Raw genomic sequence first — 17,927 nt, forward strand, 5'->3', positions numbered from 1 at the left:
GGTGCGCAGTGGCGGAGCTTGAGTTCTGGGTGAACGGGATGACCTGCTCGCACTGCGAGAGTGCCATCACGGCTGAGCTCACGACCCTCCGCGGAGTCACCCGCGTGCAGGTCGAGAGCGCCTCGGGTCGCGTGCAGCTGGTCAGCGACAGCCCCGTGACGCGCACGGCCGTGCAGCGGGCGGTGGAGGATGCCGGTTTCGAGCTGAGGTCCTTTCCCGTCGGCGCTGATGTCTGACCTCGCCGTCGAGGGCGCCGCTGCGACTCCGGAGCGTTCTCGACCCCAGCCGTCCGTCCGTCGGGGTCTTGCTGCTCTCCTCCTCGTCGGCTTCCTGGTCCTCGCGGTCGCGGTGCCGGTGACCGTCTCGGTTCTGCTTGGCGAACGACCCTTTGACCAGATCCATCTGGGTTATCCGGGCGTGGATGTCGCCGTCGTCACGTCGGTGCTGAACGTCGTGGGCCAGGCCAGCAGCATGATCGCGATCGGGGCGCTCGTGCACATCCTGTTCCTTCGGGACGCGGCCGCGCGATCGGCATGGTCGATCCCGGAGGGGTTCGAGATCAAGGTGTTGCGCGTGTCCTCTGCCGTCTGGGCGGTGTGCGCGGCCGGCATGGTGGTGTTCGAGTCTCTTGATGCGAGCGGTTCTCCTCTTGCGCGGCTGATGATCCCTGGAGCGTTCGAGTTCCTGTATCAGACCAGCGATGCGCCGCGGGCCTGGACGATCAGTCTCGGTGCGGCGATGATCGTTTTCTTCGGCGCGTACTTCGCCGACCGCTGGACCGCGATGCTGATCCCGCTGTGGGCGGCGATCGTGGCGGTGCTCGCGCCGGTTGTGACCGGCCAGGTGCTCGTCGGCCCGGATCATGATTTCGGCGGCGACGCGGCGGTGTTCCAGACGCTGGCTGTGAACGTGTTCTTCGGGTCGGTGGTCGTGGCGGCGCTGCGGGTAGCCTCGGGTCGGCGTATCGCACCGGTCACGCTGCGGCGGCTGTTCGCCGTCGCCGTGGTCGCCCTGCCGGTGCTGCTGGTCTCCGATCTGATCATCGCCCTGTTCAAGCTCTCCGGTGGCGTCGTGACCGCCTCGTTGACGGGGTGGCTGATCATCGCCGGGGCCACCTGTCTGATCGTCGTTGTCGCGGCGGTGCTGTGGGCGTGGTCGCTGATGCGGCGCTCGCTCCTGCGCGCTCATCACATCACCGTGCTGATGACGGTCATGGCCTTGGCGGTCGCGGGATGGCTCGGGGTCGCGGTGGCGATGACCCGGCAGCCGCCGCCGCAGTATTTCGCCCCGTCCAGCATCACGAAGGTCTTCATGGGGTTCGACGTGCCCGATGCGCCGACTCCCGTGGTTCTGTTCACGCAGTGGCGCCCGAATCTGCTGTTCCTCGGTCTCGCGGCCACGGCGGTCACGGTCTACCTCCTTGCCGTGCGGGCGCTGCGTCGACGCGGCGACTCCTGGCCGGTCGGGCGCACGATCGCGTGGATCTCCGGGTGGGCGGTCGTCGTGTTCGCGACCAGCTCCGGCTTCGGGAAGTACTCTGCTCCCGACTTCGGGGTGCACATGATCGTGCATATGTCGCTGAACATGCTCGCCCCCGCCCTCCTCGTCCTCGGCGGTGTGGTCACGCTCTTGCTGCGCGCGACTCGCTCGGTCCGCGGCGCCCCGGCCGGCTGGCATGACTGGCTCACCTGGGTGCTCAACTGGCCGGTGCTGAAGTTCCTCTACAACCCGTTGCTGGTGTTCGTGCTGTTCGTCGGTTCGTACTACGGGCTGTACTTCACCGGCATCTTCGACACCCTGATGCGGTTCCACTGGGCGCACCAGATGATGAACGTGCACTTCCTCGTCATCGGCTACTTGTACTACAGCCTCGTGATCGGCGTGGACCGTCCTCCCCGGCCGCTGCCGCACATCGGCAAGCTCGGCTACGTGCTCGCCGCGATGCCCTTCCACGCGTTCTTCGGCGTCATCCTGATGACCGGGAACTTCATCATCGCCGAGGACTTCTACCTCAACCTCGCGCTCCCCTGGGCAGACCTGCCCGCGCAGCAATACTTCGCTGGCGGGGTCGCGTGGGCGGGCGGGGAGATTCCCCTGATGATCGTGATCACGATCCTCGCGATCCAGTGGGGACGGCAGGACGCTCGGGAGGCCCGCCGCAAGGACCGTCATCTCGACACCGGTCGCGATGACGAGTTCGACGTCTACAACCGGATGCTGCAACGTCTCAGCGACCGCGACACGGCAACCGCGCGACCCGAGCAGCCCCGCCCGGAGGATCCCGCACCATGACCCTCACCCCCACTGCGGCACCAGTCGTCGAGGCGCTCGAGCTCGACGTCTCCGGGATGACGTGCGCGGCCTGCGCCGGCCGCGTCGAGCGGGCCCTGAACAAGCTCGAGGGGGTGACCGCGACCGTCAACTACGCCACCGAACGCGCGGTGATCACCGGCCTGCCGCTGACCGAGGCGCCGCGCGCCATCCAGCAGGTTGAGAACGCCGGATACGGGGCGCATGTCCGCGAAGGCGCCGACGACACCTGGTCCGCACGCGCCACCGAGAACCGGATCACCTCGCTGCGTCGCCGCCTGGTGCTCGCCGCGCTGCTCACCGTGCCGCTGATGGACCTCACGATCGTGCTCGCCCTCGTTCCGGGCTGGCGGTTCCCGGGATGGGAATGGGTCTGCGTGCTGCTCGCGCTGCCGATCGTGACCTGGGCCGCCTGGCCCTTCCATCGGGCCACGCTCCGCAACCTCCGACACGGCATGGTCAGCATGGATACGCTCGTGTCCCTCGGTATCGCCGCCTCGTTCGGATGGGCCGTGGCGACGCTGCTGTTCGGCCTCGGCGACGACCAGGGCGGGTACTGGCTGGGCTTCGGCCTCACGCCCGCCGGGGCGAACTCGATCTACCTCGATGTCGCCGCCGGGATGACCACCTTCCAGCTCGCCGGCCGCTACTTCGAGACCCGCTCGCGCCGCAAGGCCGGCGACGTCCTCGGCGCCCTCAACGCCCTCGCCGCGACCCACGTCCGCGTCCTCCGCGACAGCGTCGAGACCATCGAGCCCGCGGGCACGCTCCGAACCGGAGACGTCTTCATCGTCCTCCCCGGTGAGACCATCCCCGCCGACGGCATCGTCCGCGGTGGGACCGCCGCCGTCGACGCCAGCATGATGACCGGCGAGCCCCTCCCCGCCGCGGTCGCCGCTGGCGACGACGTCACCGGCGGGACCATCAGCACCGACGGACGCCTCGAGATCACCGCCACCGCGGTCGGCGCGCACACCCGGCTCGCCCAGATGGCCGCGCTGACCGACCAGGCGCAGGCTCGCAAGGCCCGCGTCCAGACTCTCGTCGACCGCGTGGTGACCTGGTTCGTGCCCGTCGTCATCGTCCTCGCCGTGATCGTCGCCACCGCATGGGCGCTGGCCGGCACACCGCTGCAGCAGGCGTTCGGGATCGGCATCAGCGTGCTCATCATCGCCTGCCCCTGCGCCCTGGGGCTGGCCACGCCGACCGCGCTCATGGTCGGCATCGGTCGCGCCGCGTCCCTGGGCATCCTCATCAAGGGCCACGACGCGCTCGAAGCATCCGGCCGCGTCGACACGGTCGTCCTCGACAAGACCGGCACGCTCACCACCGGCCGGATGTCCGTCGAATCCGCCACCGCCTACGGCGTCCCCGAGCACGAGCTGTGGCGGATCGCCGCCTCCGTGGAACGAGGATCCGAGCACGCCATCGCCCGCGCCATCGAGAACGCCGCGACCCGTCACGTCACCGACCTGCTCCCCCTCGAGACATTCACCGCACTCCCCGGCCTCGGCGCCGAGGCGGACATCGCCGCGGCCCGCGTGCTCATCGGCAACGCCGAGCTGCTCCGCACGCGCGGCATCGACATCACCCGGGCGGACACAGACCTGGGCGCCGCAGCCGAGAACGGGCGCACGGTCGTGCTCGTCGCTCGCGACGGAGAGCTGATCGGTGCGTTCCAGCTCGCCGACACCCTCAAGCCCTACGCCGCCGAGACCATCACCGCCCTTCGCTCCCAAGGGCTCCACACCGTCCTGCTCACTGGGGACTCCCCAGCTGCGGGCAGACAGATCGCCGACACGCTCAGCATCGACCAGGTGCACGCCGGCGTTATGCCCACGGCGAAAGCAGACGTCATCCGCGACCTGCAGGCGCAGGGAAGGCGCGTGGCCATGGTCGGCGACGGGATCAACGACGCCACCGCACTGGCCACTGCCGATCTCGGCCTCGCCCTCGTCGCCGGAACTGACATCGCGCTCAAAGCGGCCGACATCATCCTGGTCCGCGAGGATCTCCTGGTCGTCCCCGACGCGCTCACGATCTCCCGCAGAACCCTCCGGACGATCCGCACCAACCTGATCTGGGCGTTCGGCTACAACGTCGCTGCCATCCCCATCGCCGCCGCCGGCCTGCTCAACCCACTCATCGCCGCCGCCGCAATGTCGCTGTCCTCCGTCCTCGTCGTCTACAACAGCCTCCGCATCCAGCGGGTGCAGGGCAGCGGACGCGGAGAGCACTCCGCGGCGTCCACGCAGCCACGCCGAGGCTGATAGTCGCCCACACCGGCGCTGTCCCGCTGCCTGCTCAGTCACCGAGCGTCGCCGGGTCAGCCCTCCGCCCTGTCGTGCGGCCGTCGTCGTGCGGCCGCTGAGGGTGAGCAGCGCGAGGATCGCGGCGGTCAGGAGGACGGCGCTGCCGGCGGTCAACGCGGTGCCGTACCCGGCTACGACACTTCGTCGGTGGGCGATTCGGCGGGTCCTGTCTGCGTGGTGACGGTCACAGCGACACCGGCGGGCACCGGCCCCGGCACGGTCAGGGATGTCCGCTCAGCGGTGTGCGTTCTGGGACGCCTGCGTTACCGTCGGGATGCTCTCTCGCATCGTGCCCGTCTCGCCGTGCTCAGTTCGCCGTTCGTCGGTTCTGCAGCTCGTCGATCAGCACCCTGGTGTTCTCCGTGTAGTCGATGGGCACCACGACCAGGTGCACCCCACGGGCTGAGAAGGCCCCCTCCAGCACGTCGCCGAGGTCCGCGATGTCGTCGACCCGGTGTCCGGTCGCGCCGTACGCCTGCGCGTAGGCGACGAAGTCCGGGTTGCCGAAGGTCATCCCGTAGTCGGTCAGCTCCTCCGCCGCCTGCTTCCAGCGGATCATGCCGTAGGCGCTGTCCTCGATGATCATCACGACCAGGTCCAGGCCGAGGCGCACCGCGGTCTCGAGCTCCTGGCTGTTCATCATGAACCCGCCGTCGCCGCAGACGGCCATCACCCGGCGCTGCGGGTACAGCATCGCGGCGGTCATGGCCGAGGGCAGCCCGGCGCCCATCGTCGCCAGCGCGTTGTCCAGCAGCAGCGTGTTCGCCACGGTGGTGCGGTAGTTGCGGGCGAACCAGATCTTGTACATGCCGTTGTCGAGCGCGACGATGCCGTCCTGGGGCATGATCCGGCGCACCTCGTGCACGATGCGCTGCGGCGTGAACCGGTCCTCCGTGGCACGCTCGGCGATCTTCGCGAGGATCCCCTCCCGCAGCGGCAGCAGCGCCTGGGCGTGGGGCACGGTGCCATCCAGGAGGTCGCCGAGGGCCTGCAGGGTGGGCTCGATGTCGCCGACCACCTCCAGCTGCGGGAAGTACACCTGCTCGACGACGGCGGGCCGGAATCCGATGTGGATGACCGTCTTGGACGGGTCGCTCATCGCGAACGGGGGTTTCTCGCTCGTGTCGTGGCCGATCGTGACGATCACGTCCGCCTGCTCGATCGCGTCGTGCACGTAGTCGTCCTCGGTCAGCGCCGCGGTCCCCAGGTACAGGTCCGTGGCCCCGGAGACCGTCCCCTTGCCCATCTGGGTGGTGACGTACGGGATCTGCATCCGCGCGACGAAACCGGACAGGGCGTGACAGCATCGCGGCCGGGCGGCATCCGCGCCGAGCATGATCAGGGGCCGCTCAGCGCCCCTGACGACCTCCGCGGCGGCCGCAATCGCGGCCGGGCATCCCACCGGCTGCTCGGTGTGATGCGGCGGGATCAGGCGGATCTCCTCGACCGGCGCCGCGGCGATGTCCTCGGGGAGCTCGAGGTGCACCGGCCCGGGGCGTTCGGCCTGGGCGACGCGGAACGCCTCACGGATCATCGTCGGGATCATCGCGGGCGAGGCGATCTGCCTGGTCATCTTCGTCAGCGGTGTCATCGCCGCGACGGTGTCGACGATCTGGAACCGCGCCTGGGCGGCCGAGAGGATCCCCTTCTGCCCGGTGATCATCACCATCGGCATCCCCCCGAGCAGGGCGTAAGCGGCGCCCGTGGACAGATTGAGCGCACCCGGCCCGAGCGTGGTCAGGCACACCCCCGGGCGTCCCGTCAGGCGGCCGTGCGTCGCCGCCATGAACGCCGCGGCCTGCTCGTGTCGCGTCAGCACCAGCTCGATGCCCGAGCGGCGGATGGACTCGACCAGGTGCAGGTTCTCCTCCCCCGGCAGCCCGAAGATCCGCTCCACTCCCTCGTTCTCGAGTGCTCTGACCAGCGCGTCCGACGCTCTCAGGTCCATGGTCGCCTTTCGATGGTGCCGGCGTCCGCGGCGGTCGGCGGGCGCGCCCGGCCGATCGCGCGGTGCTGCGGTCAGGGATGTCTGATGGAGTCGGGCTCGTCGTCACTGAGGTGGGCGGTCTCGACCTGGAAGGTCGAGTGCCGGACGGAGACGTCGAAGTGCTCGGCGACGCAGGCTCTGATGTCGTGCAGAACCTCGGCGGCGTGGCCGTCGGTGAAGCACTCGTCCTCGACGACCACATGCGCGGTGATCGTCGGCAGCCCGGTGGCCACGGTGGAGGCGTGCAGGTCGTGGACGTCGGTGACGTGGTCGAGCTCCAGGATGTGCGCGCGGACCTGATCGAGATCGAGGCCCTTCGGCGTGAACTCCATCAGCACGCTGGTGGTCTCGCGCATCAGCTTGAACGCGCGCGGCACGATCAGCGCCGCGATGAACAGGCCGGCGATGGCGTCCGCCTGCTGGAACCCGGTGGTGGCGATCACGATCGCCGCGACGATCACGCCGAGTGAGCCGAGGGCGTCGTTGAGGACCTCCAGGAACGCCGCGCGCATGTTGAAGTTCGCGCCCCTGCTGGAGGAGAGGATCGTGATGGCGATGATGTTCGCGACCAGCCCGATGATCCCGAAGATCAGCAGTTCGGTGGAGGGCACCTCCGGCGGCTCGAACAGGCGGCGCACGCCCTCGATCGCGGTGTAAAACCCGACGACGATCAGCAGCGTCGCCTGCCCCAGCGCGGCGAGCACCTCGATGCGCCGGAACCCCCAGGTCCGCTTCGAGGTCGCCGGCCTGAGCATCAGGGTCGCCGCGATCAGGGCGACCAGCAGCCCGGTCGCGTCCGTGATCGCATGCGCGGTGTCGGTCAGCAGCGCGAGACTGCCGGTGACCACCGATCCGACGGCCTGGGCGGCGACGATCGTCGCGGTGATGCCGAAAGCGATCCCCAGCTTCTTGCGATAATCGCCTGGATGCCCGGCGGCTTGGTCCAGTGACGGTCCGTGGTCATGACCTGCGCCCATCAGAGGGGACTCCGTTCTCTTGGATCTCGATACCTGAACAAAATACGAATATCAACGATATCATCGCTCAACGACGATAATAGCGCATCCGGCATCCCCCGGAAAGTCAGGTTGGCCTTGGCAACCACGGACGGCCCCCATCCGGCGCCACTTCGGGATAACATCGAGATATGACGATGACATTCAAGGAACAGTCCGGCGGGGTTGTCGCGGAAGCCGACGCGGTGATCCCGGCTGCGTCGTTGTTCCACAGCTTCAGCGATCCCTCCCGACTGGTGATCCTGCAGCACCTGCAGCTGGGCGAGCACCGCGTCGTCGACCTGGTCAAACACCTCGGGCTCTCGCAGAGCACCGTCTCGAAGCACCTCGCCTGCCTGAAGGACGCCGGCATGGTGGAATCCCGACCGGAAGGCCGCGCCTCGGTCTACTCGCTCAACAACCCCGAGGCACTTGTCGATCTACTCTCCGCGGCCGAACGTCTACTCGCGCTGACCGGCGACGCCGTGACACTGTGCCCGCTCCACGGGGCGGACGCCCTGGCCCGACACTACGAGGAGTAGACGGAGCCATCCTCCGTCACGGCCGTCTACGACCCACCACCATGAGCACGCCGTTGTCGCCTGGCAGCTGTGTCCGGTGCTCGCCGAACGGTCCCACATAGGATCGCACCGCTTTGCTTCAGCCCAAACTCACTGACAGCGATGCTGACACCCAGGGCGCTTCGTCTTGACTTGGGAATACCCGGTAGGGGTATCCTTGTTGGCATCGTTTAGATACCCCTACCGGGTATCCTTACTGGGAAGGATCGACGATGGCTGCGAATGAGTACCAGGTGACCGGGATGACCTGCGGGCACTGCGAGAAGTCGGTGCGCGAGGAGGTCGGCGAGATCGCGGGCGTCACCGATATCCAGGTGAGCGCTCAGACCGGAAAGCTGGTCGTGACCGCCGATGGCGAGGTCGATGACGCGAAGGTGATCGCCGCCGTCGAGGAGGCCGGCTACCAGGCGGCGCGCGTCTGATGAATGCGGCAGGGAGGCTCGCGCTCTTCGGAGGCGGGTTGGTGGTGGCGTTCGGCGCGGCCTACGGCCTCGCCGGCGTCATCGTTCCCGACAGTTTCGTCCAGTCCTGGACGGAGAGGAGTGACATGAATGAGCACGGTGCCGATAGCGGCGACCACGCGGCTGGGTCCGGGCACTCCGCGCACGATCATCCGGCTGATGGCGGACCAGCGCCGGCGGGAATCCAGGACGCGATCGATCCGACTTATCCGGTGGGCAGCAGGGTGATCCTGTCGGCTGATCACATGCCGGGCATGGATGGCGCAGAGGCGACGGTCTCCGGGGCGTTCACCACGACTGCCTATGCGGTGAGCTACACGCCGACCACGGGTGGTGAGCCGGTGACTGACCATCGCTGGGTCGTTCACGAAGAGCTGGAGAATCCTGGCCGGGCGCCGCTCGCCGATGGGGCGCAGGCGGTGCTGCTGGCTGAGCACATGACGGGCATGAAGGGTGCGGATGCGGCGATCGACTACTCCACCGACGAGACGGTGTACATGGTCGATCTCGATGCCGACGGCATGCGGATGACGAACCACAAGTGGGTCGTCGAGAGCGAGATGCAGCCGGCGCACTGAGCGAGGTCGCCGGATCGCGGGATTGAAGAGGATCGAGGAACGAAGGATGAGCACCACGGCTGGACCTGACATCGAGCTGGAGATCGGCGGGATGACCTGTGCGTCCTGCGCGAACCGGATCGAGCGGAAGCTGAACAAGCTCGACGGTGTGCAGGCGACGGTCAACTATGCGACCGAGAAGGCCAAGGTCATCGCTCCTGAGGGCTTCGACCCGCAACTGCTGATCAAGGAGGTGGAGGGCGCGGGATACACGGCGGCCCTGCCGAAGCCGAAGAACCCGGGTCCGGCGGCGGGAGCCGATGGCGATGGGGATGCGCCGGATCTCGAGCTCGTGTCACTGCGGCAGCGTCTGATCGGGTCGATCGTGCTCACGGTGCCGGTGATCGCGATGGCGATGGTTCCTGCTTTCCAGTTCACGTACTGGCAGTGGATCAGCCTGGCGTTGGCCGCACCCGTCATCATCTGGGCGGCGTGGCCCTTCCACCGGGCGGCGTGGGCGAACCTCAAGCACGGCACCGCGACGATGGACACGCTCATCTCGATGGGTACCTCCGTCGCGCTGCTCTGGTCGCTGTACGCATTGCTGTTCGGTACCGCTGGTACGCCGGGCATGACCCACCCCTTCGAGTTCACGATCGCGCCGTCGGATGGGGCGGCCAACATCTATCTCGAGGTCGGTGCCGGGGTGACGATGTTCATCCTCGCCGGGCGCTACTTCGAGAAGCGCTCCAAGCGTCAGGCCGGTGCTGCGCTGCGCGCGCTGCTCGAGCTCGGGGCGAAGGAGGTCTCGGTGCTGCGCGACGGCCCTGATGGATCTCGGGTCGAGGTGAAGATCCCGACCGCCGAGCTGCAGGTGGGGGATGAGTTCGTCGTCAGACCGGGCGAGAAGATCGCGACCGATGGCGTGGTGGTCTCCGGCACCTCGGCGGTGGACGCCTCGATGCTGACCGGCGAGTCGGTGCCCGTGGAGGTGGCGGAGGGGGATCCCGTGACCGGTGCCACCGTGAACGCCGGCGGCCGGCTGGTCGTTCGCGCCACCCGCGTGGGATCGGATACGCAGCTGGCGCAGATGGCCAAGCTCGTGGAGGACGCGCAGACGGGCAAGGCGGAGGTGCAGCGTCTTGCTGACCGCATCTCCGGCGTCTTTGTGCCGATCGTGATCGTCATCGCTGTCGCGGCTCTCGGCGCATGGCTCGGGGCGGGCTTCCCGCCTGCAGCCGCATTCACCGCCGCGGTCGCGGTCCTCGTGATCGCGTGCCCCTGTGCCCTGGGCCTGGCGACCCCGACCGCGCTGCTGGTCGGCACCGGACGCGGCGCGCAGATGGGCATCCTCATCAAGGGACCAGAGGTGCTGGAGTCCACCCGCAAGGTCGACACCGTGGTGCTCGACAAGACCGGCACCGTGACCACCGGCAAGATGACCCTCGTCGACGCGGTCGCCGAACCAGGCGTCGAGCGGACCGACCTGCTGCGGCTCGCGGGTGCCCTCGAGGAGGCATCCGAGCATCCGATCGCGCAGGCCATCGCCAAGGGCGCGACGGCCGAGGTCGGGCAGCTGCCAGCGGTCGAGGGCTTCGCGAATGTTCCGGGCAAGGGCGTTCAGGGCGTCGTGGACGGAACCGCCGTGCTCGTCGGTCGCGAGTCGCTCTTGGCCGACTGGTCACAGCAGCTGAGTCCTGCCGTCGCCGATGCGAAGGCCGCCGCCGAGAGCGAGGGGAAGACGGTCGTCGCCGTCGGCTGGGACGGACAGGCCCGCGGCATTCTCGTCGTCGCCGACACGGTGAAGCCGACCAGCGCCGAGGCGATCTCGCAGTTGAAGCAGATCGGGCTCACCCCCGTGCTGCTCACCGGCGACAATGAGGCGGTCGCGCGCCAGATCGCCGCCGAGGTCGGCATCGATCAGGTGATCGCCGAGGTGCTGCCGCAGGACAAGGTCGACGTCATCGCCCGACTCCAGGGCGAGGGCAAGACGGTCGCGATGGTCGGCGACGGCGTCAACGACGCCCCCGCGCTCGCTCAGGCCGACCTGGGACTCGCCATGGGCACCGGCACGGATGTCGCCATCGAGGCATCCGACATCACCCTCGTGCGCGGTGACCTCCGCAGCGCGGTCGACGCGATCCGTCTGTCACGGAAGACCCTCGGCACGATCAAGACGAACCTGTTCTGGGCCTTCGCCTACAACGTCGCCGCGATTCCCGTCGCAGCGCTCGGCATGCTCAACCCCATGCTCGCCGGAGCTGCGATGGCCTTCTCCAGCGTATTCGTCGTCGGCAACAGCCTCCGCCTCCGCGGATTCACGAGCATCGCCAAGCACTAATCCGAACCAATCAACCGCAACCCCGATCGAAGAGGGAGAACAACATCATGAACGACACCCCTGCCGCAACCAGCTGCTGCAGTACCACCGCCTCAAAGGCCGCAACAGAGACGCCCGAGAACCTGCTCGCTGGAAGCAGTTGCTGCGGCGGAGCCGCCGCGGCCGACGAGGACATGACCACCTGCCCGGTCATGGTCGGCTCACCTGTCAGCAAGAAGAAGGCCATCGAGGCCGGTCTCTTTCGCGACTACGAAGGTGAGCGCTACTACTTCTGTTGCCCCGGCTGCGACCAGAAGTTCGACGTCGACCCCGCCAAGTACGCAGCGAACATGGTCTAGTCCCCGACCCAGACCGGGGACCCGAGATACTGGAGATACGCCCATGACTACTCAAATCACTGTTCCGGCAGCCGACGACCATCGCGAGACGCACGCGCACCACGGCTACATCTCCGAGAAGGAGAAGTACCGCAATCGGCTGAGCCGACTCGAAGGGCAGGTGCGGGGTATCGACCGCATGGTGGCGGACGAGCGGTATTGCATTGACATCCTCACCCAGATCTCCGCCGTGACCAAGGCGCTCGAGTCGGTGGCGCTCGGCCTGCTCGACGACCACATGAAGCACTGCGTCCTCGACGCGGCTAAGAACGGCGGCCCCGAAGCCGAGCAGAAACTAGCCGAAGCGTCACAAGCAATCGCACGACTCGTGCGATCGTAGAGCGACACGATCTCCCAATCGCGAGTGACTGCGCGCGGGGAAATACCGTTAAGAGGAGGTCGTGCTGATGCTGACCAGCATCCCGGTCAGCCGATTCCGCTACCGCATTCAGGATGGTGACGCACGCGGGAACCAGCTATGACGAGTCGACCCGGAGATCAAGACGCTTGGCCGCTCGCGTCGAGCGCGTCGCTCAGTGACGCGGCCGTAGCGACGGCGATGCGCGCCGTCGGCGGTGCAGCCGTCTTGGCCGGAGGGATCGTCGCAGCCGTCACTGGCCCGCTGGCACTTGCTCGAGGCAGCTGGCTGGCCGCGTATCTCGTGCTCGTCGTCGGCGTTGCGCAGTACAGCATGGGCGCCGCACGCCGATGCGGCCAAGGAGTCACCGGAGTCCCCCTGGGGTGGGTTCAGTTCGGCCTCTGGAATCTGGGGGGTCTCGCGGTGATGGTGGGCGCGCTCGCGAGGACCGTGATGGCGGTCTGGATCGGATCTGCGGCGCTTCTCGTCGCCGTGCTGCTGGCCTTTCTTGTAGACCGTCAGCCCGGCGATAGAGTGCATCCGCGAGGACCGCTCTGGACCGTTGCCTATCGGCTGCTGTTGGTAATCCTTGCTGTCAGCATCCCTGTCGGCATCGTTCTTTCCGTCGTGCGAAATAGCTGACAGGATGCTCAGTCAGTCGTTGCGTTGGCCTCGTCCTCTCGCCGTGCGGTGATGAACGCTCGGACCCCGAGGATGATGTAGACGATGAGCAGGACGAACGTCACGGTGCTGGCCACCACGGCCATCGGGCGCTCGGCTTCACCGGCGATGAGCTCGCCGAGTTTCAGGACGTTCATGCTGGTGCCGAGGACTCCTATGACGGCGATCACGAGTCCGATCGAGAGGCCGATCTTGCGGTTCTTGAGTGCGATGAGCCCGCAGATTTCGATGAGCAATCCGAGGAAGGCGGGGATCAGCGCCGTCCAGCTGGTGAAGCCGGTCGTGGCATAGGAGATGACTCCTACGGCGATAAGAGCGGCGGCGAAGGCGAGCGTTGTACGGGGCATTCTTCCTCCAGGGGTGGGTGAGCGAGTAGAGATGTTGGGAGTGTTGCGACGCACCGGGAGCTAGCTCCGATTCCGTCCACGGGAGAGGCTCGCGAGGTACTCGTTGTAGGAGTCGAGCTCGGCGTCCTCGACCTTCTGCCGCTGTCGCGAGGTGCGCACCTCGCGGGCACGCCAGCGGGAGAGGCAGACGATGAGCACCACGAACAGCGGCAGTTCCGCGTAGGTCCATACCAGGGCGCCGGCTATCGCCTGGTCCAGGATGGGGTCATGGCCGCCGGCGGGGTTGGCGTACGCGCTGAACAGGGGTGTGCTGGTGCGGAGCAGGATCAGGCCGAACACGGCGTGGATCTGGATCTCGACGGCGATGTCGACGAATCGCGCGGCGAAGGAAGGGACACGCGGCAGCGGGTCGGACGACCACAGGGGTGTCGCCGCGACGACGCCGAGGACGAGGACGATGAAGAGCAGGGCGTCGTGGCCGAAGGGGACGCGCATGACGACGCTGATGGCGTCGGTCAGGTAGAGGACCGGGTACAGCACCATCGCGGTGACGATGGCGACCACGGGGTGCAGCGCGGCGCTCCAGAACGGTGAGCGGAGTCCGGCGTGTGCTGCGCGGAGCACGAGACGTCCGAGGCCGGTGTGCGGTGTGCTGTGCAGGAGCAGCCGCCCCGGTGACCCGGCGATCAGGAGGGGCGGGACGACGGTCAGCAGGGTGATCTGCTGGAAGACCAGGGCTGTGATGGACTCCGTCGCGAGGCGGTTGACGCCGAACGTCGTGACGGCGAAGATCAGGGCACACCCGATCAGGAACGATGCCGTGCGGGCGATTGCCCAGCGGCGGCGGCGCCGCCACATCCGGATCGCTCCTCGCAGGTACAGCGCCGCGAGCAGCAGGGCGGCGATGGCGACCGGCGAGCCTGCGAGGGGCTCGAACACGACCCACTGGTCGATCGGCGGCATGGCGGATTTCCCTTCATCGAGGCGATCATGCGTCGGCGACTCCGGCCGCGGCGATGGCGCGGCCGGAGCGCGGGGTCAAGTGAGGCCGGAGTAGGAGTGCAGGCCCGGGAAGTACACGTTGACGACCGTGAAGTTGAACAGCACGGCGGCGAATCCGACGATGCACAGCCAGGCGGAGCGGTTGCCGCGCCAGCCGCGGGTGGCGCGGGCGTGGATGTAGCCGGCGTAGAGCACCCAGATCACGAAGGTCCAGACCTCTTTGGTGTCGAAGCCCCAGTAGCGTCCCCAGGAGTCGTTGGCCCAGATCGCTCCGGCGATCAGGGTGAACGTCCAGAACATGAAGCCGACGATCACGAACCGGTAGGCGAGCGTCTCGAGGACTTCGCCGGCGGGCAGCGTGCGCAGGAACCCGCCTCGGCGCCCTGCGGAATCGGGCGAGACGCTGGTGCGGCGTTCACGGCGGGATTGCAGCAGCTGAGTGACGGAGAGGCCACAGGCGAGGGCGAACAGGGCGGTGGCGAGGGAGGCGACGAAGACGTGGATGACGAGCCAGATGCTCTTGAGCGGATCCATCAGCGGGACGACTTCGACGTAGAAGCTGAGCGTGGCGCCGCCCAGCAGCAGGACGATCATGCCCACCAGGAACGCGCCGAGGAAGCGCAGGTCGTACCAGCGGAGGGCGAGGAGGTAGACGGCGACGATCAGGACCGTCCCGGTGAGAGCGAACTCGTACATGTTGGCCCACGGCACCCGCTCTGCGGCGATGCCGCGGGCGACGGTTCCGCCGAGCTGGAAGAGGAAGGCGAGCACGGTGAGCGCGGTGCCGATCCTCGCCCACAGCAGCCGGGGACGCTGCGAGGGCGGAGCATGGATGTCGTCCGGGTGCGCCTGGTCGGGCGGGGCCGGAGCGCTCGGAGACGCCTGGTCGACGGCGCCGACGAGGACCGGTGCGCGCTGCTGCTCCCGAACCGGGGCGGGGCGTGCGGAACGCTGTGCGAGATCGACGGTGTAGGCGACGAACGCCAGCGCGTAGGTGGCGATGGCCGTCCACACCAGTAGCAGTGAGAGGCCATCGAGGGAGAGCGTTTCTGTTCCGGGCATGGTGAGCTCCTTCATACGGACGAGTGGTTGCGGATGCGGTGGAGGATCCCGAGTGCGGTCAGGGCTCCGATGGCCCCGAGCGGGATCAGCGCGCTGATCCAGGGGCCGAGGATCGTGGCGGGTGTGAGGCCGGTGCGCAGTGGGACGGTGGTGATCGCCGCGGCGGCGGTGTCGATGGGGATGCTGGCGATGGTCGTACCGTCGGGGGCGATCACCTGGCTGGTGCCGGTCGTGGAGATGTTGACGACGGCGCGGCCGGTCTCGATCGCGCGCATGCGGGCGAAGGCGAGCTGCTGCAGGTTCTCGGCGGTGCCGCGGAAGTCGGCGTTGTTGGTCTGGAAGACGTACAGCTGCGCGCCCGCGCGGGCGCCGTCCCAGATGACCTGGTCGTAGATCACGTCGAAGCAGATCGCCAGGCCGACCCCGACGTCGTCGACGGTGACCAGGGGCGGGAGGGTGCCGGGGGTGTACTCGCGCTGGATCAGCCCGACCAGGTCGGGGACGATCATCTCGTACAGCCAGCGATCCGGCACGTACTCCCCGAACGGGACGGGATTGATCTTGTCGTGCCGCTGGCGTTCGTCGGGTTCCGGGGTCCAGAGCAGGGACGAGTTGAAGACGTCCGCTCCTCGTGCGGTCGCGGCGTTCATCAGCAGCGGAGCGTCGGCTTGGCGGACGATGCGGTCGAGCGTGGCGGCGGTGGCGGGGTCGGCGAGCGGATCGGAGTCCACTCCCCCTTCCGGCCAGGCCAGCAGATCCATCGGCTGTCCGAGCAGCGGAGCGGTCGCCTCCGCCTGTGCGGCGAGCACGTCGCCGCGTTCTCGGGTGTCGAAGTAGGCCGCCGGGCCGTTGCCCTGCACCCACCCGACCTCGAGCGTGCCCGCGGGCGATGTCGGGAACTGCGGGACGAGAAGCAGGAGGACCATCACGGCCAGGGCGGAGACGCCGCCACGCAGGAACCGCGGCCCGCCGGCGCGTGCCCATTGCACGACGCCGGCGCACATCGCAACGAAGAGGAAGGAGAGTCCCGTCACGCCCGTCCAGGATGCGACCTCGGACAGCGGGCCGTCGACGAGCGTCATCCCGATGCGCGCCCAGGGGAACCCGGTGTACGGCCACGAGCCGAGAACGACCTCCCTGCCCGCCCAGAGGCCGGCCACCAGGAGGGGAATCGCGACCAGCTGCGCCGTGCCCCGGTGCGGGAACCGCGCCGTCCACCGGTAGGCGAGCGTGATCAGGACGGCGCCGGTGCTGAACAGGATTGTCTCGAGGCCGGCGAGGGCGATCCACGGGAGGGGGCCGAGGAACTCCCCCACCCAGATCAGGTGGGTGAAGAAGAACACTCCCCCGAAGGCGGCGCCGACCAGCAGTGCCCCGCCGATGCTCCGGCCGACGAGGGTGATCAGCGCCAGAGTCACGCTGAGCAGCGCCAGCGGCCACCATCCGACTGGCGGCGAGGCGAGGCTCAGGGCGAGTCCTCCGATGATCGCGGCGGGGACCGCTGCCCAGAGCGGAAGCCCGCTCGGCGGGGAGGACGACGCCCCGCCGGCGGGCGTGGCGACGGCCGCGGCTGGTGTCAAGGTCGGGTGCATCGGTCAGGTGTCCTTCTTGCGGAGGGCATCGAGATAGGCGTTGTAGGCGTCGAGCTCGGGATCGCCGTGGGCGTCGGCGTACTTGTCGGCTTTGGCGGCACGGGCGGTGTCATCACGGAACCACCGGTGCATGACGTAGAGGAGCATGACCACGGTGGGGCCTTCTCCGTAGGACCAGGCCAGGGCGCCGGCGAGCCACTGATCGTCCAGCGGATCGATGCCCAGCGCCGTCGTGGGGCCGGCGAAGGTCTCGACGAACAGCGTCGGGCTCATCATCAGGAACACGCCGAAGAACGCGTGCAGAGCTGCTTCGGCGAACAGGTCCATCGCCCGGCCGGGGTACGTCATCCGCACCGGGAGCGGGTCGTTGGACAGGATCGGGATTGTGAATAGCACGCCGGCTGCCAGGAAGGCGATCTCGAGCAGCGGATGCCCGCCAGGGGTCTGCAGGATCGGGTCGGCGAGACCTCCAAGGTAGAAGCCGTAGAAGGACATCAGGAACAGCGGCATCGCGATCCAGGGGCTCAGCGCCCATCGTGCGATGCGGCTGCGCAGCCCGGCCAGGGCGAGGCGGAGGATCACTCGCCCGAGGCCGCGATGCGGGGTGGCGCGCAGCAGCAGTGTGCCTGGGGAGCCGAGCACGAGCAGCGGCGGGATGGCCATCATCAGGGTGAGCTGCTGGAACATGAAGACCGAGAACAGCAGGTACCCGTATCCCTCGACCGCCAGGCCGGTCACGGCGACCAGGACGATGCATCCGAGGAGGAAGCACACCGTGCGGGCGACCGACCACCGCCGTCCCTGACGCCAGAGCCGGATGGCGCCGGCCAGGTACATCACGGCCATGAGCAGACCGAGCACCGGCAGCACCGGAACCGGCGGCAGGATCGGCGTGAGGAACGCCTCCAGCGTCGGCGGTGTGTCGGAAATCCAGTCGTTCATGGCGTGTCATCGGTCGGCGGGC

General features: G+C 68.2%; 17 protein-coding genes. 10 read left to right on the forward strand and 7 right to left on the reverse strand.

The genetic code is table 11. The annotated features are described in order from the left end of the window. The first annotated feature begins 8 nt into the window (after positions 1-8). From AB0O65_RS13395 to AB0O65_RS13405, 3 genes are read left to right on the forward strand one after another with little or no spacing between them, the layout of a single operon-like run. On the forward strand, positions 9-236 hold the full coding sequence (locus tag AB0O65_RS13395; RefSeq protein ID WP_292735368.1) for a heavy metal-associated domain-containing protein: 228 nt from the start codon (positions 9-11) through the stop codon (positions 234-236). After that, positions 229-2,292, forward strand: a complete 2,064-nt coding sequence (locus tag AB0O65_RS13400) for a cytochrome c oxidase assembly protein (RefSeq protein WP_292735365.1) — start codon at positions 229-231, stop codon at positions 2,290-2,292. The genes AB0O65_RS13395 and AB0O65_RS13400 overlap by 8 nt, the downstream gene beginning before the upstream one ends. Beyond that, the gene (locus tag AB0O65_RS13405; protein ID WP_363385813.1) at positions 2,289-4,580 is read left to right on the forward strand and encodes a heavy metal translocating P-type ATPase; all 2,292 of its coding nucleotides are present in this window, start codon (positions 2,289-2,291) and stop codon (positions 4,578-4,580) included. The genes AB0O65_RS13400 and AB0O65_RS13405 overlap by 4 nt, the downstream gene beginning before the upstream one ends. Positions 4,581-4,929: 349 nt before the next feature. Here the strand turns inward: AB0O65_RS13405 and AB0O65_RS13410 are convergent, their stop codons facing one another. Beyond that, positions 4,930-6,570 carry an acetolactate synthase large subunit gene (locus AB0O65_RS13410; RefSeq protein ID WP_292735360.1) on the reverse strand — a complete coding sequence of 547 codons (1,641 nt, stop codon included), beginning with the start codon at positions 6,568-6,570 and terminating at the stop codon, positions 4,930-4,932. Between the two features lie 71 nt (positions 6,571-6,641). Continuing rightward, positions 6,642-7,586, reverse strand: coding sequence for a cation diffusion facilitator family transporter (locus tag AB0O65_RS13415; protein ID WP_292735357.1), 945 nt, complete (start codon positions 7,584-7,586; stop codon positions 6,642-6,644). A 176-nt stretch (positions 7,587-7,762) separates the two neighbouring features. Between AB0O65_RS13415 and AB0O65_RS13420 the strand changes: the two genes are divergently transcribed. The 7 genes from AB0O65_RS13420 (at position 7,763) to AB0O65_RS13450 (ending at position 12,921) form a co-directional block, all read left to right on the forward strand. After that, positions 7,763-8,146: a metalloregulator ArsR/SmtB family transcription factor gene (locus AB0O65_RS13420; protein WP_292735414.1), complete on the forward strand. Its 384-nt coding sequence runs from the start codon at positions 7,763-7,765 to the stop codon at positions 8,144-8,146. Positions 8,147-8,397: 251 nt separating this feature from the next. Then, positions 8,398-8,607: a heavy metal-associated domain-containing protein gene (locus tag AB0O65_RS13425; RefSeq protein ID WP_292735354.1), complete on the forward strand. Its 210-nt coding sequence runs from the start codon at positions 8,398-8,400 to the stop codon at positions 8,605-8,607. Between the two features lie 41 nt (positions 8,608-8,648). Then, positions 8,649-9,224: a YdhK family protein gene (locus AB0O65_RS13430; protein ID WP_363385818.1), complete on the forward strand. Its 576-nt coding sequence runs from the start codon at positions 8,649-8,651 to the stop codon at positions 9,222-9,224. A gap of 46 nt (positions 9,225-9,270) precedes the next feature. Continuing rightward, positions 9,271-11,544 carry a heavy metal translocating P-type ATPase gene (locus tag AB0O65_RS13435; RefSeq protein WP_292735349.1) on the forward strand — a complete coding sequence of 758 codons (2,274 nt, stop codon included), beginning with the start codon at positions 9,271-9,273 and terminating at the stop codon, positions 11,542-11,544. Between the two features lie 47 nt (positions 11,545-11,591). Next, positions 11,592-11,882, forward strand: a complete 291-nt coding sequence (locus AB0O65_RS13440) for a YHS domain-containing protein (protein ID WP_349675957.1) — start codon at positions 11,592-11,594, stop codon at positions 11,880-11,882. 43 nt (positions 11,883-11,925) lie between these two features. Then, a complete protein-coding gene (locus AB0O65_RS13445) occupies positions 11,926-12,261 on the forward strand; it encodes a metal-sensitive transcriptional regulator (RefSeq protein WP_292735346.1) in 336 nt (111 codons plus the stop codon). Positions 12,262-12,480: 219 nt separating this feature from the next. Further along, entirely contained in the window at positions 12,481-12,921 is a 441-nt protein-coding gene (locus AB0O65_RS13450; protein WP_363385823.1) for a hypothetical protein, read from the forward strand. Positions 12,922-12,929: 8 nt separating this feature from the next. Here AB0O65_RS13450 and AB0O65_RS13455 read toward each other — a convergent pair whose 3' ends face one another. From AB0O65_RS13455 to AB0O65_RS13475, 5 genes are all read right to left on the reverse strand, one after another. Next, entirely contained in the window at positions 12,930-13,307 is a 378-nt protein-coding gene (locus AB0O65_RS13455; RefSeq protein WP_292735340.1) for a hypothetical protein, read from the reverse strand. Positions 13,308-13,367: 60 nt separating this feature from the next. Next, positions 13,368-14,270: a cytochrome c oxidase assembly protein gene (locus AB0O65_RS13460; protein ID WP_292735337.1), complete on the reverse strand. Its 903-nt coding sequence runs from the start codon at positions 14,268-14,270 to the stop codon at positions 13,368-13,370. A 75-nt stretch (positions 14,271-14,345) separates the two neighbouring features. After that, positions 14,346-15,371, reverse strand: coding sequence for a c-type cytochrome biogenesis protein CcsB (gene ccsB / locus AB0O65_RS13465; RefSeq protein WP_292735334.1), 1,026 nt, complete (start codon positions 15,369-15,371; stop codon positions 14,346-14,348). 11 nt (positions 15,372-15,382) lie between these two features. Next, positions 15,383-16,963: an apolipoprotein N-acyltransferase gene (gene lnt, locus AB0O65_RS13470; protein WP_292735331.1), complete on the reverse strand. Its 1,581-nt coding sequence runs from the start codon at positions 16,961-16,963 to the stop codon at positions 15,383-15,385. A 3-nt stretch (positions 16,964-16,966) separates the two neighbouring features. After that, complete coding sequence (locus AB0O65_RS13475) at positions 16,967-17,905, reverse strand: cytochrome c oxidase assembly protein (RefSeq protein ID WP_292735329.1); 939 nt, start codon at positions 17,903-17,905, stop codon at positions 16,967-16,969. Between the last annotated feature and the right edge of the window lie 22 nt (positions 17,906-17,927).

It is taken from the genome of Microbacterium sp. NPDC077391, from assembly GCF_040686955.1.
Classification (GTDB): domain Bacteria; phylum Actinomycetota; class Actinomycetes; order Actinomycetales; family Microbacteriaceae; genus Microbacterium; species Microbacterium commune.